Source organism: Curtobacterium sp. MCLR17_032 (assembly GCF_003234795.2).
Taxonomy (GTDB): domain Bacteria; phylum Actinomycetota; class Actinomycetes; order Actinomycetales; family Microbacteriaceae; genus Curtobacterium.
The window spans coordinates 472,948-494,798 of sequence record NZ_CP126268.1; the positions used below are offsets into that span (position 1 = coordinate 472,948).

General features: G+C 70.2%; 17 protein-coding genes. 7 read left to right on the plus strand and 10 right to left on the minus strand.

Features of this window, described 5'->3' with window-relative positions; genetic code table 11:
• Window positions 1–213 precede the first annotated feature (213 nt).
• From DEI97_RS02315 to DEI97_RS02330, 4 genes are all read right to left on the minus strand, one after another.
• A complete protein-coding gene (locus tag DEI97_RS02315; RefSeq protein ID WP_284158310.1) occupies window positions 214–960 on the minus strand; it encodes a hypothetical protein in 747 nt (248 codons plus the stop codon).
• Between the two features lie 131 nt (window positions 961–1,091).
• The gene (locus DEI97_RS02320; protein WP_181439330.1) at window positions 1,092–2,180 is read right to left on the minus strand and encodes a glycosyltransferase; all 1,089 of its coding nucleotides are present in this window, start codon (window positions 2,178–2,180) and stop codon (window positions 1,092–1,094) included.
• A gap of 145 nt (window positions 2,181–2,325) precedes the next feature.
• A complete protein-coding gene (locus DEI97_RS02325; protein WP_181439331.1) occupies window positions 2,326–2,772 on the minus strand; it encodes a DUF3060 domain-containing protein in 447 nt (148 codons plus the stop codon).
• A 90-nt stretch (window positions 2,773–2,862) separates the two neighbouring features.
• Window positions 2,863–5,433 (minus strand): hypothetical protein, encoded by a 2,571-nt coding sequence (locus DEI97_RS02330; RefSeq protein ID WP_284158311.1) that lies wholly within the window; start codon window positions 5,431–5,433, stop codon window positions 2,863–2,865.
• A 167-nt stretch (window positions 5,434–5,600) separates the two neighbouring features.
• Between DEI97_RS02330 and DEI97_RS02335 the strand changes: the two genes are divergently transcribed.
• Together DEI97_RS02335 and DEI97_RS02340 are read left to right on the plus strand one after the other, a co-directional pair.
• The gene (locus tag DEI97_RS02335) at window positions 5,601–7,535 is read left to right on the plus strand and encodes an Ig-like domain-containing protein (RefSeq protein ID WP_111075868.1); all 1,935 of its coding nucleotides are present in this window, start codon (window positions 5,601–5,603) and stop codon (window positions 7,533–7,535) included.
• A gap of 109 nt (window positions 7,536–7,644) precedes the next feature.
• The gene (locus DEI97_RS02340; RefSeq protein ID WP_111075916.1) at window positions 7,645–8,478 is read left to right on the plus strand and encodes an aldo/keto reductase; all 834 of its coding nucleotides are present in this window, start codon (window positions 7,645–7,647) and stop codon (window positions 8,476–8,478) included.
• 64 nt (window positions 8,479–8,542) lie between these two features.
• Here DEI97_RS02340 and DEI97_RS02345 read toward each other — a convergent pair whose 3' ends face one another.
• On the minus strand, window positions 8,543–9,694 hold the full coding sequence (locus tag DEI97_RS02345; RefSeq protein WP_258376767.1) for a class I SAM-dependent methyltransferase: 1,152 nt from the start codon (window positions 9,692–9,694) through the stop codon (window positions 8,543–8,545).
• Between the two features lie 142 nt (window positions 9,695–9,836).
• Here DEI97_RS02345 and DEI97_RS02350 point away from each other — a divergent pair, with 142 nt between their 5' ends.
• Window positions 9,837–10,520 carry a GntR family transcriptional regulator gene (locus DEI97_RS02350; RefSeq protein WP_111075869.1) on the plus strand — a complete coding sequence of 228 codons (684 nt, stop codon included), beginning with the start codon at window positions 9,837–9,839 and terminating at the stop codon, window positions 10,518–10,520.
• Between the two features lie 28 nt (window positions 10,521–10,548).
• Here the strand turns inward: DEI97_RS02350 and DEI97_RS02355 are convergent, their stop codons facing one another.
• The 5 genes from DEI97_RS02355 to DEI97_RS02375 all read right to left on the minus strand — a co-directional run bounded on the left by DEI97_RS02355 (window position 10,549) and on the right by DEI97_RS02375 (window position 15,220).
• Entirely contained in the window at window positions 10,549–10,968 is a 420-nt protein-coding gene (locus DEI97_RS02355; protein WP_111075870.1) for a heat shock protein transcriptional repressor HspR, read from the minus strand.
• Window positions 10,969–11,085: 117 nt separating this feature from the next.
• Complete coding sequence (locus DEI97_RS02360; RefSeq protein WP_111075871.1) at window positions 11,086–12,090, minus strand: DnaJ C-terminal domain-containing protein; 1,005 nt, start codon at window positions 12,088–12,090, stop codon at window positions 11,086–11,088.
• 30 nt (window positions 12,091–12,120) lie between these two features.
• Window positions 12,121–12,777: a nucleotide exchange factor GrpE gene (locus tag DEI97_RS02365; RefSeq protein ID WP_111075872.1), complete on the minus strand. Its 657-nt coding sequence runs from the start codon at window positions 12,775–12,777 to the stop codon at window positions 12,121–12,123.
• Between the two features lie 3 nt (window positions 12,778–12,780).
• Window positions 12,781–14,646: a molecular chaperone DnaK gene (gene dnaK, locus DEI97_RS02370; RefSeq protein WP_111075873.1), complete on the minus strand. Its 1,866-nt coding sequence runs from the start codon at window positions 14,644–14,646 to the stop codon at window positions 12,781–12,783.
• A 151-nt stretch (window positions 14,647–14,797) separates the two neighbouring features.
• The gene (locus DEI97_RS02375; protein WP_111075918.1) at window positions 14,798–15,220 is read right to left on the minus strand and encodes a pilus assembly protein CpaE; all 423 of its coding nucleotides are present in this window, start codon (window positions 15,218–15,220) and stop codon (window positions 14,798–14,800) included.
• Between the two features lie 296 nt (window positions 15,221–15,516).
• Here DEI97_RS02375 and DEI97_RS02380 point away from each other — a divergent pair, with 296 nt between their 5' ends.
• The 4 genes from DEI97_RS02380 to DEI97_RS02395 all read left to right on the plus strand — a co-directional run bounded on the left by DEI97_RS02380 (window position 15,517) and on the right by DEI97_RS02395 (window position 21,823).
• Window positions 15,517–18,159, plus strand: coding sequence for a glycoside hydrolase family 2 protein (locus DEI97_RS02380; protein ID WP_111075874.1), 2,643 nt, complete (start codon window positions 15,517–15,519; stop codon window positions 18,157–18,159).
• A 110-nt stretch (window positions 18,160–18,269) separates the two neighbouring features.
• A complete protein-coding gene (locus DEI97_RS02385) occupies window positions 18,270–19,757 on the plus strand; it encodes a sugar transferase (protein WP_181439332.1) in 1,488 nt (495 codons plus the stop codon).
• 178 nt (window positions 19,758–19,935) lie between these two features.
• Window positions 19,936–20,247, plus strand: a complete 312-nt coding sequence (tatA, locus tag DEI97_RS02390; protein ID WP_111075876.1) for a twin-arginine translocase TatA/TatE family subunit — start codon at window positions 19,936–19,938, stop codon at window positions 20,245–20,247.
• 142 nt (window positions 20,248–20,389) lie between these two features.
• A complete protein-coding gene (locus tag DEI97_RS02395; protein ID WP_111075877.1) occupies window positions 20,390–21,823 on the plus strand; it encodes an MFS transporter in 1,434 nt (477 codons plus the stop codon).
• The last annotated feature ends 28 nt before the right edge of the window (window positions 21,824–21,851 follow it).

A 21,851-nucleotide genomic window follows, 5' to 3' on the forward strand; every position in this document is an offset into this window, starting at 1 on the left:
ACTTCGACCAGTGCGTCGGTGTAGTGCCGGAGAGCGCCACCCAACGGATTCACGACACACACCCGGCTCTCGTCGGGGGTCGGGACACGGCCGTCGTCGGTTCGGGGTCGAGGACGACGGCCGGTCCGAACGGGCACTCGGGGCGCTTCGCTGCAAGGAGCAGGCTTCCCAAGACATCTCACCTTGAAAGTATAGCATCTGATATTTTTCCAGTCAAGCTGGTTTGTGTGCTTCGCGGAGCTTCGTGAGGACCTCCTCGTCGTAGGTGGCGAGCGCTTGCTCGTCGTTGCCGGCGTTGAAGACGTTGTCCTCGTGAAGGCCTCCGCTGCCGTGCCAGCGAATCGGCACGGCATCCCCGTCGGTGAGGGCGCCGACCGGTACGACGATGAAGCCGGCTCGGACCGCGAGTGCGTGGAGCCAGATGTCGTCTGCGCGCGGCGCGACTGCCATGAACCGTGTCCCGGCGGACCGTATGTGCGGAAGGAACGACGGTGGGTACAGGACCCCGCCGACCCCGAGGCCGATCGTCCGTGCGTCGTCATCGGTCGGAGCGGCGGCCTCCCATGTCGCGTACGGGGCCAGGCGGCCGGATGCAGTGAGGCGTACGCGTCGTGCGCGGTGAGCCACGACGGCACCCGGTGTCGCCGCCGCTGCATCGACGAGTGTCCGGAGCCAACGCCGAGGGTGCATCATGTCGTCATCCGCGGTGACGAGCGGGAGCTCCGAGTCTTCCGCGAGCACGACCTGCGGGTAGTACTTCGTGTGGGGTCCGATGTGGTCGGGTGCGTTCCGGATCTCGAGTCCGCGGGTCGTGAGCCTGCGCAGGGCGGGAGTCGGTCTTTCCGCTCTCGGATCATCCGGGTCGAGCCACAGCACCAGGCGAGACGGTCGGAGCGACCCCAGGCCGATGCTCTCGATCGCGAGGTGGGCGAATCTGACCCGCCGTCCGTGGGATGTCATGGACACGACCGGACCGCCAGGCGCAGTGATCGGTTCGTGGCTGACCCGATTCCGGAACGAGAGCGCGGTCATGAGTCCTGCCGTGATGAAAGGGCGGCGGGAAGGTCGTGGTATCGACCGTTTGCGGCTCGTCACGACGCATCCTCCTGACGAGGTTCGTGGAGCCAGGCGTCCGACGCGATGCGACCGTCGATCAGCGGCAGACTCGCGCTGACGGACTCCGGGTCCAAGGGGCGCTCGATGGCACGGGCCAGAGACTCCGCGAGACGGCCGACCAGGTTCCTGTCGACCGGAACGACATGGTGTCCGTTCGCCAGGAGCCAGTCGGACAAGCCCGTCTGACGTGTCGTGACGATGGTTGCACCAGCAGCGAGCCCTTCCTTGATCGGGAGCCCGATCTGCTCGCGCCAGCGCCCGTGCGGGACCGACGGCGCGACGAGGACCCTCGTCTGCGCGACGATGTCCAGCGCCGTCGAGCGAGGCAACGGTCCGGTCGTCGCTCGGGTCGTCGGGCGTTCCGCTGCCCACTGCGCGACCGTGTCGAGGAGTGGTCCCCCACCGACCAGCGTGAGTCGAGCCTCCGGGATGTCCCGTTCCACCCGCTCCCACGCGCGCATGAGCTGGTGGACCCCACCGCGATCGGACAGTTCTCCGAGGTACAGGACGGCGGGTCGTCGTGCCGGCTGTGGGCTGACCACCGGCTCAGGGAGTTCGAGGATGGTCCGGTGGGGAACGGACGCCACGCCCGGCAGGCTCGTGTACAGGTCAGCGCTCGCTGCGGAAGCGAAGCAGATGCGGTCGACGACCGTGCGGATCAGGAGCCCGATCATCGTCTTGCCGAATGCGGTGACCAGCCGCGGTGTCTTCTGCCCACCGGTGAGCAGGATCGGAAACGGGGTGAGTTCCATGGCGTAGACGACGGTCCGCCGAGGCCGCCCGTGTACCAGGCCCCCGAGGTGCCAGGCGGCTGCGAGTGCGATCCAGCGCGGCAGGAACCGCATCCACAGTGGCTCTGGGAGTTCGAGCACCGTGTGCGAGGCGGAGAGCAGGCGCTTGATCGCCGAGGCGAGCGTCGTCCGGTGGACGGTGGCTGGCAGGTCGACGCCGAGCATGTCGTACTTCGTCGCGAAGTACAGGTTCACCGCGTCGGTCATCCGTGGGAGTCGCTCGAGGTGGACGGCGCGGAGCTCGGGGAAGATGCGGAGGACGGACACCGGCATGCTGTCCGTCGGGCGTGTGCGCGGCTGCATCACGCGTGGCGCGAAAGGCATTCGGACAGAGTTCCGTTCGGGGTCGGGGATTCGAGGACGTACGCAACAGAGCCGGCGGAACGTACCCGAGCACACACCGCCGGCTCTGTCGGCGTCATTCCTTCGCTGCCTCGGCGGAGTTGCCGTCTCCGAGCTCATCCGTGTTCGGAGCGTCTCCGACGTAGGTGACCTCGTTGCCGGTGCCCATCGCGTGGACCGCCTTCATGGTCGATCCGTGGACCGTGTTGTCCGATCCTTCGATGTTGAGGACGTCGACGGGGCCGATCTCGACGTCGGCGTCATCGGTGAGGAAGGAGATCGTGGCGCATCCGGCCGCCATCGCCTTCTTCGCTGCTCGCACGTCGGTCACGGTGAGGTGGTCGTCGACACACCGGTTGCTCTCGAGGGCGACGGCACTCGGCGTCGACGTGGCCGTGGGGGTCGGGTCGTCCTGTCGGTCGTGGCCGTTCGAGCAGCCGGCCAGCGTCATGACGGCCGCGAGGGCGACACCGGGGATCAGGAGGAGGGAGTGCGAGCGCATGTCGGCTTGTCCGTTCTTCAAGTGATGGGTCAATCTAGTATATCGCATGACAGGGAAAACGGAAGGGCCGCGCTCGTGTGAGCGCGGCCCTCCGGTGATCCTCGTCCGACGTCAGCGAGCGCTGTCGGTGACGGTGATCGTGCGGGTCTCGGTCTGCATGGCTCCACCCGGGACGGTGTACTCCACGAGCAGGCCGTACGCCGTGTTCTGGTTGTTCAGCGTCGCGACGGTCTCCCACTCGCCGAGTGCGTTGACGGTGACCGGGGCGGCGACCTGGCGATCCTTACCTGCCCAGTTCCAGATCTTCACCTCGGTACCGGTGGTTCCCTTCCCGGAGATGCGGACCTGCTTGTCGGCAGCGACGACCGTGCTGCCCTCGGCGGGGGTGTCCACGGAGAAGGGCTGGGTGACGGTTTCGCTGTTGGTGACGGTGATGGTGCGGGTCTCGGTCTGCATGGCTCCACCCGGGACGGTGTACTCCACGAGCAGGCCGTACGCCGTGTTCTGGTTGTTCAGCGTCGCGACGGTCTCCCACTCGCCGAGTGCGTTGACGGTGACCGGGGCGGCGACCTGGCGATCCTTACCTGCCCAGTTCCAGATCTTCACCTCGGTACCGGTGGTTCCCTTCCCGGAGATGCGGACCTGCTTGTCGGCAGCGACGACCGTGCTGCCCTCGGCGGGGGTGTCCACGGAGAAGGGCTGGGTGACGGTTTCGCTGTTGGTGACGGTGATGTTCCGGGTCTGCGTCGTCGTGACGCCGCCCTTGGTGTACTCGATGTACAGACCGTACTGAGTGCTCTCGTTGTTCAAGGTGGCGACGGTGTCCCACTCGCCGGACCCGTTCGCAGTCACCGTCTGCGCGACCTGACGGTCCTTACCTGCCCAGTTCCAGATCTTCACCTCGGTGCCCGTGGTGGCGGTGCCGGAGATGGTTACCTGCTTCTCCGGCGCGACCACGACGGCGTTCTCAGCCGGCGTCACGACGTTCGAGTCGGCGACGGTCTCCCCCGTCACGTTCTTCACGTGGTAGAGGCCGGTCACCGGGTCCTGGCCCGGCACGGTGTAGATCGTGTCGAGGGTGTAGGCGACGTCGTGCGCCAGGTCCCCGGAGGCGTCCCAGGTGCCGTCCGGCCGAACGGTCGTGTCGATGACCGTTCGCGGATTGCTGCCCTGCGTCCGGATCTGGACGCGGGCGCCGGCCTCACCCGTGCCCGCGAACTGCACCGTCTTGGTCGGGTTGACCGTGATCGAGCCGTCTGCGGGACTCGAGATGACCAGCGGGTCCACGTCGGACTTGCCCGGGTTCACCGTCACCTCGGCGGTGGTGACGTTGTTGCCCTTCGAGACGCCGGCGACGACGAGCTGGTACTCGCGGTCCTCGAGGTCGTTCAGCACGATGCGGTAGCCGTTGGTCGCGGTCGCCTGGCCGAGGACGACCCGGGGGTTGCCCTTCTCGTAGACGCGGATGAGCGAGTTCGTCTGGGCAGTGCCCGAGACGACGAGCGGCTGCCCGGCGTCGAGCTCCGCTCCGTTCTCCGGGCTCGAGACGGCGACACCGGCGCCGTAGGGGATCGTGACGTCCTGCGGGGTCGCGTCCTCGTCGCGGATCTCCTGCGTCGCGGTGAGTTCGTAGTCACCCGCGGCGTTCGGGGCGTTGACGGGGACCTCGAAGGAGCCGTCCTCACCGGTCATGGTCGTCGCGACCTGCTTGGTGCCGCTCTTGACCTTGATGGTGGTGTTCTTGCTGGCCGAACCGGTGAGCTTCGCGACCGCTTCGACGTTCGCTTCGGAGAGCTCCGGCTGGACCGACAGCGGCGTGACCGGCAGGTCCACGTCGACGTCGCTCTCGGCGATGAGCTCAGCGCCGTTGTAGGCCTTGAGGTGCACCGACGTGTTGCCCAGCGCGAGGGCGCTGAGGGCCTGCGACCACTTGCCGTCCTTCGCAGCGGCGTTGTAGGTCTTCTTCTTGCTGTCCTTGTCGAGGTAGGAGACCTCGACGTCGGTCGCGTCGGCCGGCGCCGTGCCGTCGAGCAGGGCGGTGCCGGCCTCGAGGTCGACGTCCTGCACGTCGGCACCGAAACCGGCGAGGGTGGTGGGCAGGCCGACGAATGAGTGCGATGTCGGCGCGTTGGACATCGCGAGCAAGTTGCCGTAGTTCGAGTTGAGCGGCACCGCGTCAGAGGTCAGCCACAGCCATCCCGCCTTGGAGTCGTTGACCTTGCTCTTGAACGAACCGTCCTCAACGGTCCACTTGGTTCCCTCGCCGTAATTGCACGTGTAGAGGTAGGCGATCGGAGTTCTCTGGGACGTTCCGCCCGCGACCAAGCACTGGTCACCCCAAGAAGGCTGTTCTGCGTGGAGCTTCCAGTAGTCAGCGCCATTGGCCGTTTCCGCGAAGTACGCAGTGATCGGGATCGCGTCCTCCTTCGCTTCTTCCAGGGTGCTCGATGTCTTCACCACCCCATAAGTCCCGCCCACAGCGAGGTAGCTGTACCCGGTGTCGGTCTTCGAGATGAGCTGGAAGTGCGCTCCCTCCTCGCCGACCTCGTACTCGTGCGTCGACGACGCCTTGGTCTCGGTCGCGGCGCCGGCCGGCATGATGCCGAACCCGAGTCCGCTGATGACGGTCGTCGCGGCCAGGACGCCAGCGCCCAGCTTCCCGACGGTCTTCTTCTTGGCCATCTGTGTGGTGTCTCTCTGTTCGTGACGGGACATCCCGGACCCCACAGCTGCGGAGTGTCGGGAGCGGATCAGGCCGCGACTCCGCGGCAGAGGACAAATATATCACATCTTAATACGGAATAGCACTAGCGTCCTCCTGACCACGTTCCCCGAGGAAGAGGACATCGATGCACCGTCCACCCCTGATCCGCACCGCGGCGCTCGCCGCGGTCGGCCTGACGATCGCTGCGCTGCTGACACCGGCGGCAGCGACAGCAGCGCCGACAGACCCGACGGCCCCGACCGCGCCCGCAACACAGGCACCCGCCCCCCAGAGCCGCACCGTCGCCAACCAGCCCACCGGCGTCAGCCTCACCGCGATCGACTCCCGGACGTACCGCGTCACCGGCACGCCGCGCTGCGGCCTGTTCGAGTCGCCGTGCCAGGTCCACGTCGGCAACGTCGGCGGCGACTACCACTGGGACGGCGGGACCTCGACCGCGGTGTTCGCCAACTGGCGCTACGGCGAAGCGAAGACCCCGGAGTTCTGGACCTACGGCTGCACGCTGTTCGGCTGCAAGGACTCTGCGCACGTCCGGGGCAACCCGGTCGTCCGTCCGTTCCCGGACCAGAAGCTGACGGCGAGCGTCGTGCGGCAGGACGACGCGCAGCGGACCGTGACGGTCAGCGGCAACGCGACCGGCGGCGCCGAGGTCCGCCGGAACGACAACCGGATCGCGACGGCGACGTCGGCCGACCCGGGGGTCTGGAGCGCGACGGTCTCCGGGCTCTCGGTCGGCTGGAACACCCTCGTGTTCGAGCAATACGTCCGCGGCACCTACAAGGGCCAGGCGCTCGTCTCGGTCCAGATCGCTGCGCCGACCCAGCCGGAACGCATCGTGGGGGACAGCGGCAGCGCCACCCTCGAGCGGGCCGCGACGACCCCTGTGTCGGCGTCCTTCACCCCGCGCTCGGCCTTCTCGACGCCGTCCGGGTCGATCGAGTTCCACGCCCCGGCGGGCACCACCTTCGCGACGGGCCAGGACCGACAGCGCGGGCAGCGGTTGTCGGGCGGCTCGTGGTCGGACTTCAGCGGGGACACCCTGGTGAGCGGTGTCCGGTCCGCGGACGGTCGGACCTACCGGTACTCCCTGGCGAACCGTGACTGGGGTGTCGCGAACGGCCAGCGGTTCCGCTTCACCATGGGTGTCGAGACACCACTGGGCATCACCCAGACCTCGAGCTCGATGACGGCTCGCCTGGTCGGGTCGATCGCCGCCGGGTCGTTCGACACCACGGCGACGGTCCGGACGACGGTGAACGACAAGGCCCTCACCGCGCGGGTGACGGACGTCGACCAGTCCGCGCGCAGTGCCACGCTCGAGGGCACCACGCCGGCCCGGACGACCGACCTCGAGATCACCTGGACACGCAACGGCCAGCAGACCACCCGGCGCATCCAGCCGACGAGCCCGGGAGCCTGGACGGCCGCGCTCGACGGGCTCGAGTACGGCGCGAACACGGTCCGGGTCGAGGCGTTCGCCAACACCACGTCGATCGGCTCGACGGACGTGCAGGTGGCGGTCCCGCGTCCGGACTTCAGCGCCACCGCCCGGTTCGATGACGACGTGGACGTCCCGGTCGTGGTCGGCGGCTCCGGTGCCACCGGGTCGACCGTCGAGTTGTCCGACGGGCAGACCAGCGTCGCCGTCGTCCCGGTGCGTGACGGACGCTGGGAGGTCTCGCTCCCCGCTCCGGACCGCGGTGGTGTGCGGACGCTCCGCGCCGAACAGCGCCAGGGCGGCCAGGTGACCGACCGGGCCGACGTGTCGATCGACTACGGAGCCGCCGTGCGGATCACCTCGCCCGGGGACGGCTTCATGGTCTCGCCGGTCTTCCCGGAGGTCCTGGTGACCGGTCGCGCAGCTGACGGGGCGATCGTCACCCTGACCGACCGGAACGCGCCGGGCGTCGTCCTCGGTCGGGCGGTGGCCCGTGATGACGGCACGTGGGCGATCAGGACACCCGCCCTCGACGACCAGGACCACCTGCTGGTGGCTACGGCTCGTTCCCGTGGCGCGAACACCACGACGACGACGCTCTCCATCGTCGGTACTCCCTGACCGGAGGCCGTCACCAGGGTGCGCCGACCGGCTCCCGCGGGACCGGTCGGCGCACCCTGCTGGGAGCTCTCGGAGCGCTCGCTGAGGGGCGAGGAGTTGGATGGACGGCATGACCACCGTTCCGAACATCACGCTCAACGACGGACGCACGATCCCCCAGCTCGGCTTCGGCGTCTACCAGATCGATCCCGCCGAGACGAAGGCCGCGACCCTGGCCGCGCTCGAGGTCGGGTACCGCCACATCGACACCGCCGAGATGTACGGCAACGAGAAGGAGGTCGGCGAGGCGATCGCGGAGTCCGGCATCGACCGCTCCGAGATCTTCGTCACGTCGAAGCTCAACAACGGCTTCCACGCCCCCGAACTCGCTGCCGAGAACGGCAAGAAGTCGGCTGACCTGCTCGGCGGCTACACCGACCTGTTCCTCATCCACTGGCCCCTGCCGACCGTCTCGGACTTCGTCCCGACGTGGAAGGCCCTCGAGGAGCTCTACCACGCCGGCACCAGCCGCAGCATCGGTGTGAGCAACTTCCAGGCCCACCACCTCAACCGCCTCGCCGCGGAGACGACCGTCACCCCGGCCGTCAACCAGATCGAGGTGCACCCGTACCTCGCGCAGGAGGAGCTTCGCGCCTACGGCCGCGAGCACGGCATCGCAACCGAGGCCTGGTCCCCGATCGCACAGGGCCTCGTCCTCGACGACGAGACCATCGTCCGCATCTCCGGTGCCACGGGTAAGACCCCGGCACAGGTCGTCCTCCGCTGGCACATCCAGCGCGGCGACATCGTCTTCCCGAAGTCGGTCACCCGTTCGCGCGTCGAGGAGAACTTCGCGATCTTCGACTTCGAGCTCTCCGACGAGGACATGACGGACATCACGGTGCTCGACAAGGGCCACCGCACCGGCCCGGACCCCGACACGTTCGACTACGTCCCGGCGTAGTCCGATCCGACACGACGAAGCCCCCGCACCGATCGGTGTGGGGGCTTCGTCGTGTCGAGCAGTGTCAGCCGGTGGCGACCGAGGCGGTCACCGTGAACTTCGCGGTGCGCACGACCTGTCGGGTCGGGCCGACCAGGCGTTCGAGGACCGGGCGGTACCGCAGGTGCGAGTTCCAGACGCACCACAGTTCGCCGCCGGCCTGGAGGATCGTGGCCGCGTTCCGGAACATCGCCTCGGCTGCGTCGGTACTCACCGTGGTGCCCTCGTGGAAGGGTGGGTTGCACAGCACGAGCTGGGCGCTGCCGGCGTCGATCTCGTCCCCGGCGTCACTCCGGAGGACCCGGACCCGGTCGGCGACGCCGTTCGCCTCGGCGGTCGCGGTGGTCGAGGCGACCGCGGTCGAGGTGACGTCCGTCGCGATGACCCGGACGGCCGGCCTGCGACGTGCGAGCTCGACCGCGATGACGCCGTTCCCGCTGCCGAGGTCCACCGCGGTCCGGGCCGTGGGCACCGCGTCGTCCATCGCCTCGAGCAGCACCCGCGTCCCGAGGTCGAGTGATGCCCCGGCGAACACCCCACCGTGCGCAGCGATCGTCATGCCGAGTTCGTCGAGGTGCACGCGCCGGGGCCACGGAGCGGTGACGGCAGCGCGGGCAGCAGCGGCGGCGAGGGGGTCCTGCGCGACGAGCAGTCGGCTCTTGCCCCGACCGCGCGAGGCCGTGACGTCGCCGAAGTACCGACGGAGGACGTCGTTCTGCGACAGCGTCATGTGCTTGTTGACCCCACCGCAGAGCAGCACCACGTCGGGGGCGGCCCACCGCGCGACGGCCCGGGCGACCTCGTCCAGCCGGTCGTTCGACTTCGGCAGGCGGAGCAGCACGAGTCGGACGTTCCGGAAGGCGTCCTCGAGGCTCCGGGGGTGGGTGAAGCCACGGCGCCCGAACGTGCCGGCGGCGGCGCCGAGGGCTCGCTCGCTCGTCAGGGAGTCCTGCACGACACGGATGCCGTCGGCTCCGTGCAGGGACAGCAGCCCGAGGGTCAGGACGCCGTACCGGTCGTCGACGACCGCGACCTCGCCGGGCTGCCGGAGTGCGTCGCCGTGCACGTGCGGCGCCTCGTCGAGCAGGAACCGGTCCGTGCCGTCGATGGTCATCAGGTCCGGACCGCGGTCGGCGGGGGAACGGCGGAAGTGGTCCGCGAAGTCGAATGACGGCACGGTCCGAGGGTAACCGGGCCGGACTGGCATCCGGACCACACCACGGGGAGCAGTGGTATGTCACACGCGACACAGACCGTTCTGGACCCTACGCTCGTGAGTTCCCGGACCGTCCGGGCCTGGTCGAGCAGCGAGAGTGCCGATGTTCCCACCGCGACACGACACCAGGCCGCTGCTGCGCGACCTCGCCCGTGAGCGTCTGCGTGCCGAGATCATGAGCGGAGCGGTCGTCCCCGGGCAGCGGCTCGACGACCAGGAGCTCGCCGCGCGCCTCGGGTGTTCGCGGACTCCGGTGCGCGAGGCCTTGGCCGACCTGGCACACCTCGGGCTCGTCGAGCTCCGGCCGAACCGCTACACCAGGGTGGCGGTCCCCGCGCAGGAGGACGTCGTCCCGGCACTCCAGGCCCTCGGGCTGCTCTTCGGCGGTGTGGTCCGGATCACCGTGCCGCGACTGGGTGACCGGAGTCGCAGTGCGGTCTTCCGGCGACTCGGCGTGCTGCTCGACTGCCTCGAGGCGCCGTCGTGGCAGCCGGCTGCGGACGCGGCGACGCCGATCTACCGCACGTTCATCGACGAGTGCCGGAACCCGATGGTGACGGCGGCGCTCCGCGGCTCCCTCGACGGGCTGGTGTTCCGGCTCCGGCACCGCGACCTGCAGTCGGCTCTGCCCTGGCCGGACATCCGGAACAGCCTCATCGCCCTGCGCGTGGCGATCGACGTCCGCGACGGTCGACTCGCCGAGCGGGCGACCTGGTCAGCGCACCTGCTGCCGGACCCCGCCGGTCCGGATCCGGACCGGGACGACGTCAGGTGCGATCGTGTGTGAGACGTGTCTGCGCGTGACCGGCGGGTGCTCAGCGCTGCGGACGGTAGAGCACGACCGCGTTGTTGCGCTGCGGGCGGGCACCGGCGCGGAGGGAGACGGCGGCGCCGGTCGCGGTCGCCGCGAACACACGGGCACCCGGCCGGCTGATGAGCTGGTCGGCGAGGGCGCGTTCGAGGTCGCGGACGCGGGCCCGCAGCAGGGTGTTCTCGTTCTCGAGCTCGAGCACCCGGCGGATCCCCTCGAGGGACACCCCTTCCGAGCCCAGTCGCGCGATCTCCCGCAGCTGGGTGATGTCGCGCATCGAGTACCGCCGGGAGCCGCCGCGGGTCCGGCCGGGGACGACCAGCCCGAGCCGGTCGTACTGCCGCAGCGTCTGCGGGTGCATCTCCGCGAGCTCCGCCGCGACCGCGATCGCGAAGACGGGGGAGTGCTCGTCCAGGTCGGCCATCGGGCGCTCCTTCCGTCGGGTGTCGCAGGTGTCGGTGTCGATGTGGGCCGGCCGGGAGGCTCGGTGCCGGTTCCTGACGGAGCCGCACCGTGCCTCCCGGCCGGGTCGGACGCGACGCTAGCCGCGTGCCTTGGCGAGGAGGTCCTCGCGGGGGTCCTCGTCGGGCAGGGCGGCCGCGAGGGCGTCGAGCGCCTCGCGTGCCTTGTCCGACAGGTGGGACGGGACAGCGACCTGGACGGTGGCGAGCAGGTCGCCGGTGCCGTTCTTGGTCGTGACCCCGCGCCCCTTGACGCGCAGGACGCGCCCGGACGGCGTGCCCGGGGCGACCCGCAGCTTGACGGTCGGACCGCCGAGCGTGGGGACCTCGATCGTGGCGCCGAGCGCGGCCTCGACGAACGTCACCGGCACGTCGATCCGCAGGTTCAGGCCGTCGCGCTCGAACACCGGGTGCTTCCGGACGGTGACGGCGACCACGAGGTCACCCGCCTCACCGCCGTCGGGACTCGGCTCGCCACGCCCGCGCAGCCGGATCTTCTGGCCGTCGGCCACACCCGCGGGGATGCGGACGTTCACCTGCCGGCCGTTCCCCTGTGCGAGCTTGACGGTGTCGCCGGCGATCGCGGTGGCGAAGTCGAGGGTCGTCGTCGCTGTGACGTCGCGCCCCTTCGTCGGGCCACCGAAGCCGCGGAAGCCGCCGGTGTTCTGGCCGAAGCCGCCACCGCCGAACATTCCGCCGAGGATGTCCTCGAAGCCGCCGGCACCGCCGCCGCCCTGACCGAACCGGACGCGCTGTCCGCCACCGCCCTGGCCGCCGCCGAACATGCCGCCGAAGACGTCCTCGAAGCCGCCCTGGCCGCCCGGACCACCCGCGGTGAAGCGGGCGCCGGAGCCCATGGCGCGGACCTGGTCGTACTCTGCGCGCTGCTCCTTGTCGGAGAGCACCGAGTACGCCTCGCTCAGTTCCTTGAACTTCGCCTCGGCGGCCGCATCACCCGGGTTGGAGTCCGGGTGGTACTGCCGCGCGAGCTTCCGGTACGTCTTCTTGAGCTCAGCTTCGGATGCGTCCTTCGACACTCCGAGCACGGCGTAGAAGTCCTTGTCGAACCAGTCCTGACTGGCCACGGCTCACCTCCCTTCTTTCGTCGCCGGCGCTCAGGCCGGGACCGCCACCGCGACCTTGGCGGCACGGATGACGCGGTCGCCGAGCTTGTAGCCCGGCTCCACGACGTCCGCCACGGTCTGGCTGGTGGCGCCCGGCGTGGGCAGCTGGACGATGGCCTCGTGCACGTTCGGGTCGAAGGACTCGCCCTTCTCACCGATCTGCACGAGCTTGAACCGGTCGAAACCGCCGCGGATCTTCTGCGCGATGACGTGCATCGGTCCGTCGGTCAGGTCACCGTGCGCCTCGGCACGGTTCAGGTCGTCGAGGGCGGGGAGCAGTGCCCGCACGACCTCGGCGATGACGACCTCGCGGTTGGCGTCCCGGTCACGCTCGACGCGCTTCCGGAAGTTCACCAGCTCGGCCTGCGCACGGAGCATGTCCGTCCGCATCTCGGCGACCAGGTCGCGGTCGGACGGCGAGAGCCGGTCCTCGGCGATGCCGGAGGCGGCATCGGCGAGGAGGGCTTCGTCCTCCGGGCTGAGGTCGTCGGCTGGGCCACCGGCCGCGGGGCCGTCGACCGGGACCTCGACGTCGGGCCCCTCGGCCTCGATGAGGTCCTCGGGCTCGGTCGCGTTGGTGGCGTCGCCCTCGACCTGCGGGTCCTGGGCGTCGTCGACGTTGCCGTTGTCGTTGTTCGGGTCAGCCATCGGTTACTTCTTGTCCTTGTCGTCCTCGTCGTCCACGACCTCGGCGTCGACGATGTCCTCGTCGTCACCGGCGGCCTGGCCTTCGGCGCCCGACTCCGGACCGGCGGCAGCGGCCGACTGGTCCTGCGCGTAGATGGCCTGGCCGATCTTGCCCTGGGACTCGTTGAGCTTGTCGAAGGCGGTCTTCACCGCGTCGTCGTCGTCACCCGCGAGGGCCGACTTCAGCGCGTCGACGTCGGCCTGCACCTCGGACTTGACGTCCGCGGGGAGCTTCTCGTCGTTCTCCTTGATGAGCTTCTCGATCGAGTAGGCGAGCTGCTCGGCCTGGTTGCGACGCTCGCTGGCTTCGCGACGGGCCTTGTCCTCGGCCGCGTGCTCCTCGGCTTCGCGGACCATGCGCTCGATGTCCTCCTTCGGCAGCGACGAGCCGCCGGAGATGACCATCGACTGCTCCTTGCCGGTGCCCTTGTCCTTCGCGGACACGTGCACGATGCCGTTGGCGTCGATGTCGAACGTGACCTCGATCTGCGGGATGCCCGCGGGTGCCGGGGCGATGCCGGTGAGCTCGAAGGTGCCGAGCGGCTTGTTGTCGCGGGTGAACTCGCGCTCGCCCTGGAAGACCTGGATCGCGACCGACGGCTGGTTCGAGTCGGCGGTGGTGAAGGTCTCGCTGCGCTTGGTCGGGATCGCGGTGTTGCGGTCGATGAGCTTCGTCATCAGGCCGCCCTTGGTCTCGATGCCGAGCGAGAGCGGGGTGACGTCGATGAGCAGGACGTCCTTGCGCTCGCCCTTGAGGACGCCGGCCTGCAGCGCGGCACCGACGGCGACGACCTCGTCCGGGTTGACGCCCTGGTTCGGCGACTTGCCACCGGTCAGCGACTTGACGACCTCGGCCACGGCGGGCATACGGGTCGAGCCGCCGACGAGGACGACGTGCGCGATGTCGTTGACCGACACGCCCGCTTCCTTGATGACGTCGTTGAAGGGCTTCTTGGTGCGGTCGAGCAGGTCGGAGGTCATCTGCTCGAACTGTGCGCGCGAGATGGTCTCGTCGAGGTTCAGCGGGCCCTCGCTGGTGAGCGTGAGGTAGGGCAGCTGGATGTTGGCGCTGAGCTGGCTCGACAGCTCCTTCTTCGCCTGCTCGGCGGCCTCCTTGAGGCGCTGCTTCGCGATCTTGTCCGTGGAGAGGTCGACGCCGTGGTCGGCCTTGAACTTCTTGACCAGGTGGTCGACGATGCGCTGGTCCCAGTCGTCGCCGCCGAGGCGGTTGTCGCCGGAGGTGGCACGGACCTGGATGGTCGAGAAGTCGTCGTCCTTGCCCACCTCGAGCAGGGAGACGTCGAACGTGCCGCCACCGAGGTCGAAGACCAGGATGAGCTCGTCTTCCTTGCCCTTGTCGAGGCCGTAGGCCAGCGCGGCCGCGGTCGGCTCGTTGATGATGCGGAGGACGTTGAGGCCGGCGATCTCACCGGCGTCCTTCGTGGCCTGGCGCTCGGCGTCGTTGAAGTACGCCGGGACGGTGATGACCGCGTCGGTGACGTCTTCACCGAGGTACTGCTCGGCGTCGCGCTTGAGCTTGCCGAGGGTGCGAGCCGAGATCTCCTGCGGCGTGTACTTCTTGCCGTCGATGTCGGTCGTCCAGTCGGTGCCGATGTGGCGCTTGACCGAGGCGATGGTGCGGTCGACGTTCGTGACGGCCTGGCGCTTGGCGGTCTCGCCGACCAGGACCTCGCCGTCCTTCGTGAAGGCGACGATCGACGGCGTGGTGCGGAGGCCCTCGGCGTTCGCGATGACGGTGGGCTCACCGCCCTCGAGCACGCTGACGACCGAGTTGGTGGTTCCGAGGTCGATTCCTACTGCGCGTCCCATGGGACTCCCTTTCGGTAGTGGAGCAAAGTCTGCTCGGACTTGCGTCCGATGGACTCAACTCTACTCCGGGCTGGCTGGGCGTCAAGGTGGGCAGCTGGGAAGTTGCGCCGAGTCGACTCAAGTGCTGCTCGGTGGTCGCGTCGGCCCCGGATCAGTCGAGCGCCGCGGCGATGTAGGCCGCCAATGCCTCGCCGTACGCGATCGCCGGGTCCGCCGCGGCGAAGGACCGCTCGACGCCGTCGATCCGGGCGGTGACCGTGTGCACGACCCCTGCCGCGGGCGAGGTCGTCCGGGTCAGTCCGACGAACGCGGGCCCGAGCAGTTCGCGGAGCTGGTCCTCGCGCGGCAGCCAGAGCGACTCCTCCGCCGTCACCGAGTCGAGCGCCCACTCCGTCGTCCCGTTGAAGCCCAAGATGGTGCCGGTCGGGTGGTCGTGACGTTCGACGGTCATCTCGGACACCGTGTAGACGTCCTCGTCGATGCCCGGCTTGTCGATCACGAAGCGGTCGCCGGTGTCCGGGTGCCAGCGGAGGCCGGCGTCACGCAGGGAGCGGGCGAGTTCGACGCTGATCATGCGCTCCACCCTGGCACTCGCGGTTCCGTCCCGGCCGGGAGGCCCGTGGCACGTCAGCCCACACCTCGCGCCCCGTGGACCGCGCGTCCACACCTCGGACCGGGATGCCGGGCAGCCGTACTAGCATCACCGAGCATCCCCACGTGCGACCGCCCGCCGGTCCGCGTGCGCGACGTGACGACGCCCGGGCGACCGGTGCCGTGCCTCCCGGCCGTGGCCGACGAGGCGGCGGCGAGTCGGACGACGTCCCGGACCGCGCTCGACGCGGTCCGATCCGCCAGCAGAGAAGGACCCGCATGACCCTCGAACGCGAGGAACTCCGCGACGACTGGACCGTTTCGGCGGCCGAGGAGGGCGCGCGTGACGACCTGCCGCAGGCGGTGCGTGGCCGGGTCCTCCCGGCGACCGTGCCCGGTCAGGTGCACACCGACCTCGAGCGCGAGGGACTGCTGCCGGACCCGACGTTCGACCGCAACGAGTCGTCGACCGCGTGGGTCGGGCAAACCGACTGGGTCTACCGACGGGTCGTCGACGTCGACCCACGCGGGTTCGAACGCGTCGACCTGGTCTGCGACGGCCTCGACACGGTCGCCACCCTGACGCTCGACGGCGTGCAGGTCGGGACCACCAAGAACATGCACCGTCGCTACCGCTTCGACCTGCTCGACATGACCGACGGGACGAACGCGAACACCGACCGCGAGCTCGAGGTCCTGTTCGAGTCGCCGTACCGCGAGGCCGAACGGGTCGCCGCCCGCGCCGGCACGATGCCCGGCCCGTACGACGAGCCGTTCCCGTACGTGCGGAAGCAGGCCTCGAACTTCGGCTGGGACTGGGGCCTGACGGCGGTCACGAGCGGGCCGTGGCGTCCGGTCGCGATCGAGCGGTGGTCGACGGCTCGGCTGCGGGACGTCCGGCCGCTGGTCGACGTCGAGGCGGGGGAGGGCGTGCTCGACGCCCACATCGCGTTCGAGCGCTCCGGCATGAACGACCTGGACCAGGACGGCGAGGACGACGACCTGGTGCTCGTCGTCACGGTCTCGGGCCACGGCACGAAGCAGCGCTCCCGGGTCAACGTGACGCCGAAGGAGGACGAGGCCGTCGTGACGGTCCGGATCCCCGAGGCCGAACTGTGGTGGCCGCGCGGGTACGGCCCGCAGCCGCTGTACGACGTCGAGGTGCACCTGCAGACGGTCGACGGCGACGTCCTCGACCGCACGTCCTTCCGCACCGGCTTCCGCTCGGTGCACGTGGACACGGCCGAGGACTCGGTCGGACGGCCGTTCGCGATCCGGGTGAACAGCACCCTGATCGACGTCCGCGGGGTGAACTGGATCCCGGACGACGTCATCGTCTCGCGCGTGACGAAGGAGCGGTACGCCGAACGGCTCGACGCTGCCGTGGCGCTCAACACGAACCTGGTGCGGGTGTGGGGCGGCGGGGTCTACGAGTCGCACGACTTCTACCAGCGCTGCGACGAACTCGGGCTGCTGGTCTGGCAGGACTTCCTGTTCGCCTGCGCCGCCTACCCGGAGATCGAGCCGATCCGCAGCGAGGTCATCGCCGAGGCGCGGGACAACGTCGGCCGGCTGGCCCGACACCCCTCCCTGGTGGTCTGGAACGGCAACAACGAGAACATCTGGCTGCACGACGCCGACGGGTGGGGCGAGGAGCTCGGCGACCGCGGTTGGGGCCTCGACTACTACCTCGACCTGCTGCCGACGATCGTGGACGCGGTCGACCCGTCCCGCTTCTACACCGTGGCGTCGCCGTGGTCGGGGTCGGAGGCGCTCGCCGCGAACGACGTGGACCACGAGACGCACCACTCGTGGGACGTCTGGAACCGGGTGTCGGACGAGCACTACCGCGACTCGGTGCCGCGCTTCGTCTCCGAGTTCGGCTGGCAGGCGCCGCCCGCGTGGCGGACGCTCCGCGAGGCCGTCACGGACGACCCGATGACGCCGACCTCGCCCGGGGTCGTGCACCACCAGAAGGCCGACGACGGCATGGGCAAGCTCGCCCGCGGTCTCGAGCCCCGGTTCGGCGAAGGCTGGGACGGCGACCTCGACCGGTGGCACTGGCTCACGCAGCTGCAGCAGGCGCGCGCCATCGCGACCGGGGTCGAACACTGGCGGACGCACTGGCCGCGCACCACCGGCGTCGTCGTGTGGCAGCTCAACGACCTGTGGCCGGTGTCGTCGTGGTCGGCGATCGACTCGGCCGGACGCCGGAAGCCGCTCGCGCACGAGCTCCGTCGCCTGTACGACGACGTCCTGGTGGCGATCCGGCCGGTCTCGACCGTGGTCACCACGGTCACGCCGCTCGCGCCGGGCGCGGAGCGCGAGGACCCGACGGGAGGCGCGCACCCGCCGACCGCGCAGCTGCCGGTCCCGCAGTCGTCGGACCTCGACACCCCCGCCTCCCCGGTCGAGGTCGCCGTCCGATCGGCCCGGAACGGCATCGACTCGGTGGTCCGGGTCCGACGGGTCGACCTCGCCGGGCAGATCCTGGCCGAGGAGTACCTGCCCGTGGTGCTCGACGGCCCCGGGGTCGCCGTGGTCCGGCTGCCGGCCTCCGTCGGTGTCGTCGCGGACCCGCGGAGTGAGCTGATCGTGGCGGACATGGACTGGCGCCGTGCGGTGTGGACGCCGGCTCCCGACCAGGACATGCGCTGGCAGCCGGCGCACTACCGCGTGACGGTGTCGGACGAGCCGGACCGCTCCGGCGTGCGGATGGTCGTCGAGGCGGAGTCGCTCGTGCGCGACCTGCTCCTGCAGCCGGACCGAGTCTCGCCGACCGGCACGGTCGACCGTGGCTTCATGACGCTGTTGCCCGGTGAACGGGTCGAGTACCGCGTCGCCGGTGTGACCGAGGCGGACGCGGCGGCACTCACGGCAGCGCCGGTGCTCTGGACGCTCGACCGGGTCCTCGCCGACTGACGCTGCTTCTGGCATGTGATATCTGAAAGAGGTATGCTGGCTCCTCGAGCGTCGGTCCGTCCGTCGTTCGCGGCGGCTGGATGACGGGTCGCCCCAGATCAGGAGGCCCGATGTCCCAGACCCTTCCCCGGTCGACGCGGTCCCGTGCGGTCGCCGTCGTCGCCGCCGCCGCACCCGCACCAGCGCCCGCACCGGAGCGTCTCGTCTCGGTCCGCTGGGTCATGGCCCTGACGGACCTGGTGGCACTCGTGGTCGCCTTCGCCGCCGCGCACGTCGTGCGGTTCCCGGACGGCTCGCTGGTGCGTGCCCCCGTCGGTGTCGACTGGCTCGCCGGGCTGGCGACCATCGTGTTCTGGGCGGTCCTGCTCGTGACGATGCGGACGCGCGACCCTCGTGTCGTCGGGGTCGGCGGGGACGAGTACCGGCGGCTGCTCTTCGCGTCACTGACGGCCGGCGGCACGCTGGCCGTGACCGCGTTCCTGCTCGACCTGCAGATCAGCCGCGGGTACGTGGCCGTCGCGTTCCTGCTCGCGTCCCTGCTGCTCGCCGTCAGCAGGAAGGCCTGGCGGACCGCGCTCGTCCGCCGTCGAGCCGAGGGGCGCCACCTGGTCGACGTCCTGCTCGTGGGCGACCTGGGCGACGTCGAGTACGTCGGGGACCGCATCGAGTCGACGCCCGCGGCCGGGTACCGCGTGCGGGGTGTGCTCGCAGACGGGTGTCCGGGCGGGCGCTTGGCCCTCAACGGGACGAACCGGGTGCCGGTGCTCGGCGGTGTCGACGACGTCCTCGACGTCGCGCGGCGGTCCGGCGTCGGGGCGGTCGTCTTCGCCGGCGCGGTCGCCGGCGGACACGAGCGTCTGCGGCGGCTGGGCTGGGAACTGGAGCGCGACGGCGTCGAGCTCGTCGTGTCCTCGCCGCTCGTCGACGTCGCGGCCGCGCGGGTGCACCACCGAGCCGTCGACGGTCTCCCGCTGATGCACGTCGAGACGCCGGACTACACACGACGCCCGAGCAAACGGGTCTTCGACGTCGTCGGCGCGCTGTGCGGGCTGGTGCTGCTGACGCCGGTGGCGGTCGTCGTGGCGGTCGCGATCCGTCTGGACGACGGCGGGCCGGTGTTCTTCCGCCAGCAGCGCGTCGGGCGCGGTGGCTCGGAGTTCTCCATCCTCAAGTTCCGGACCATGTCCGTCGACGCCGAGGACCGGAAGGCGCAGCTGCTCGCGGCCAACGAGGGCGCCGGGCCGCTCTTCAAGCTGCAGGTCGATCCCCGGGTGACGCGCGTGGGGTCGTTCCTCCGTCGGACGTCGCTCGACGAGCTCCCGCAGCTCTGGAACGTCCTGACCGGGTCGATGAGCCTGGTGGGCCCGCGACCGGCGCTCCCGGCCGAGGTCGCCGCCTACGCGGACCACGCCGAGCGCCGTCTGCTCGTGACCCCGGGGATCACCGGGCTCTGGCAGGTGAGCGGACGGTCGGACCTGGACTGGGCCGAGGGGGTCCGGCTCGACCTGCACTACGTCGAGAACTGGTCCTTCCTGCACGACCTCGTCATCCTGGCCCGGACGGTGCCGTCGGTCCTCCGGTCGCGTGGCGCCTACTGAGGGAGTGCGCGGGGGCGGGCTGGTGCAGGCGGGTACACCCTGAACGAACGGTGTCCGTTGCGCCGCCCGCCTGTGATTCTCCGGCCCCGGCGGTTAGCATGGGTGGACCGCGGGACACCGCCGCACCGGTCGACGACGACCGGACCACGCGATCAGTCCCAGTACCGAAGGAGTCATCATGTGGCAAGGCCTCACCGGAATCCACCTGGTGATCATCCTGGGCATCGTGCTGCTGTTGTTCGGTGCGACCAAGCTGCCGGCGCTCGCGAAGGGGCTCGGCCAGTCGATCAACATCTTCAAGAAGGAGATGGGCACCGACGACCGCAAGGCCTCGACCGCGCCGGACGCGACTGACGCGGCGTCCTACGGTGCGACCGCACAGCAGGCCGCTCCGGTCCAGCAGCCGGTCGTGAACCCCGGTCCCACGGTGCAGACGAACACGGTGCAGCCGAACACTGTGCAGCCGAACAACGACTCGCGCACCCAGTAGCGCCTCCAGACCGCCGATCCATCGGCATCCCGGCCCCGGGACCGACAGCCCCCGCGCACCTGCTTCATCGCAGACCGCACGGGGGCTGTCGTCGTCCCGCCCACCGCCACCACGGGCTGGCCGAGCGGCGCATGATGGCACCATGACGTCTGCCCCCGCCGCCGACCGGCCGGGAGGCACGGCACCCCTCCACGACGACCGCCGACTCGTGCTCGTGGTCGCGATCCTGTCCTCGTTCGTGGTCGGCCTCGACTCGAGCGTCGTCAACGTGGCCCTGCCCGCCATCCGCACGGAGCTCGGCGGCGGCCTGGTCGTGCAGCAGTGGACGGTCGACGCCTACCTCGTGACGCTCGGGTCGCTGATCCTCGTCGCCGGCTCACTGTCGGACCTGTTCGGCCGGGTGCGCATCATCACGGCCGGGCTCGTCGTGTTCGGCATCGCCTCGGTGGTGTGTGCGATCGCCCCGACCGGCGAGGTGCTCGTCGTCGCCCGTGCGTTCCAAGGCGTGGGTGGGGCGCTCGTCACCCCGAGTGCGCTGGCCCTCATCGTCGCGGCGTTCCGCGGGGCCGTGCAGGCGAAGGCGATCGGCACGTGGACGGCCTGGTCGAGCGCGGCGTCGATCCTCGGCCCGGTCGTGGGCGGGCTCATCGTGGACGGCATCGGCTGGCGGTGGATCTTCGTCGTCACGGCGGTGCCGATCGCGGTGACGATCCCGCTGGTCCGGCGGATCTCGGGTGACGTCGTCGCGGGGGACCGGCCCCGGGTGGACGTGGTGGGCGCGGTGCTCGCAGTGGTCGGGGTCGGCGGGGTGGTGCTCGGGCTCATCGAGCAGGAACGCCTGGGGTGGGGCGCACCGGTCGTCGTCGCCGCGCTGGTCGTCGGCGCGCTGGCGCTGGTCGCCTTCGTGCCGTGGGAGCGCCGGGTGACGCGGACCTCCGGGTCGCCGCTCGTGCCGCTCGCGCTGTTCCGGGCCCGGAACTTCGCGGTCGGCAACCTCGCCACGCTGTCGATCTACGGTGCCCTCGGCATGGTCTTCTTCGTCGTCACGCTGTTCCTGCAGGAGGTCTGGGCCTTCCCGGCGTGGGTGGCCGGCCTCGCGACCCTGCCGCCGACCGTGGTGCTCCTGCTGCTCTCGACGACGGTCGGGGGACTGGCCGGGCGGTTCGGTCCGCGGTGGTTCATGGCGGCGGGCCCCGCGGTGGCGGCGGTCGGCGCGCTCCTCATGCTCACGGTCGGCGAGGACCCGAGCGGCTACTGGACGGGTGTGCTGCCCGGGCTGGTGCTCGTCGGACTCGGGATCACCCTCATGGTCTCCCCGCTGACGAGCGCCGTGCTCGGCTCGGTGCCGCAGCAGGAGGCCGGGGTCGGGTCTGCCGTGAACAACGCGGTCGCCCGGATCGCTGGCCTGGTGACGGTCGCGCTCGCGGGGGTCGTCCTCGGCGGCGAGGTCAGCGTCAGCGGCGTCCACCGGGCGATGGTGGTGATGGCGGTCCTGCTCCTGGCCGGTGCCGTGGTGAGTGCCATCGGCATCGTGAACGTACGATCACCGGAAGCGGAAGAAACCAGCCCGTTGTAAAGTTGAGCCAGAAGGACTCAAGTGAGTC

Excerpts from the sequence above, each read along its gene's own strand:
- DEI97_RS02315 (WP_284158310.1), bottom strand. The coding sequence starts at position 960 with ATGACATCCCACGGACGGCGGGTCAGATTCGCCCACCTCGCGATCGAG.
- DEI97_RS02320 (WP_181439330.1), bottom strand. The coding sequence starts at position 2,180 with ATGCCGGTGTCCGTCCTCCGCATCTTCCCCGAGCTCCGCGCCGTCCAC.
- DEI97_RS02330 (WP_284158311.1), bottom strand. The coding sequence starts at position 5,433 with ATGGCCAAGAAGAAGACCGTCGGGAAGCTGGGCGCTGGCGTCCTGGCC.
- DEI97_RS02335 (WP_111075868.1), top strand. The coding sequence starts at position 5,601 with ATGCACCGTCCACCCCTGATCCGCACCGCGGCGCTCGCCGCGGTCGGC.
- DEI97_RS02340 (WP_111075916.1), top strand. The coding sequence starts at position 7,645 with ATGACCACCGTTCCGAACATCACGCTCAACGACGGACGCACGATCCCC.
- DEI97_RS02350 (WP_111075869.1), top strand. The coding sequence starts at position 9,837 with ATGTTCCCACCGCGACACGACACCAGGCCGCTGCTGCGCGACCTCGCC.
- DEI97_RS02355 (WP_111075870.1), bottom strand. The coding sequence starts at position 10,968 with ATGGCCGACCTGGACGAGCACTCCCCCGTCTTCGCGATCGCGGTCGCG.
- DEI97_RS02365 (WP_111075872.1), bottom strand. The coding sequence starts at position 12,777 with ATGGCTGACCCGAACAACGACAACGGCAACGTCGACGACGCCCAGGAC.
- dnaK (WP_111075873.1), bottom strand. The coding sequence starts at position 14,646 with ATGGGACGCGCAGTAGGAATCGACCTCGGAACCACCAACTCGGTCGTC.
- DEI97_RS02375 (WP_111075918.1), bottom strand. The coding sequence starts at position 15,220 with ATGATCAGCGTCGAACTCGCCCGCTCCCTGCGTGACGCCGGCCTCCGC.
- DEI97_RS02380 (WP_111075874.1), top strand. The coding sequence starts at position 15,517 with ATGACCCTCGAACGCGAGGAACTCCGCGACGACTGGACCGTTTCGGCG.
- DEI97_RS02385 (WP_181439332.1), top strand. The coding sequence starts at position 18,270 with ATGTCCCAGACCCTTCCCCGGTCGACGCGGTCCCGTGCGGTCGCCGTC.
- tatA (WP_111075876.1), top strand. The coding sequence starts at position 19,936 with ATGTGGCAAGGCCTCACCGGAATCCACCTGGTGATCATCCTGGGCATC.
- DEI97_RS02395 (WP_111075877.1), top strand. The coding sequence starts at position 20,390 with ATGACGTCTGCCCCCGCCGCCGACCGGCCGGGAGGCACGGCACCCCTC.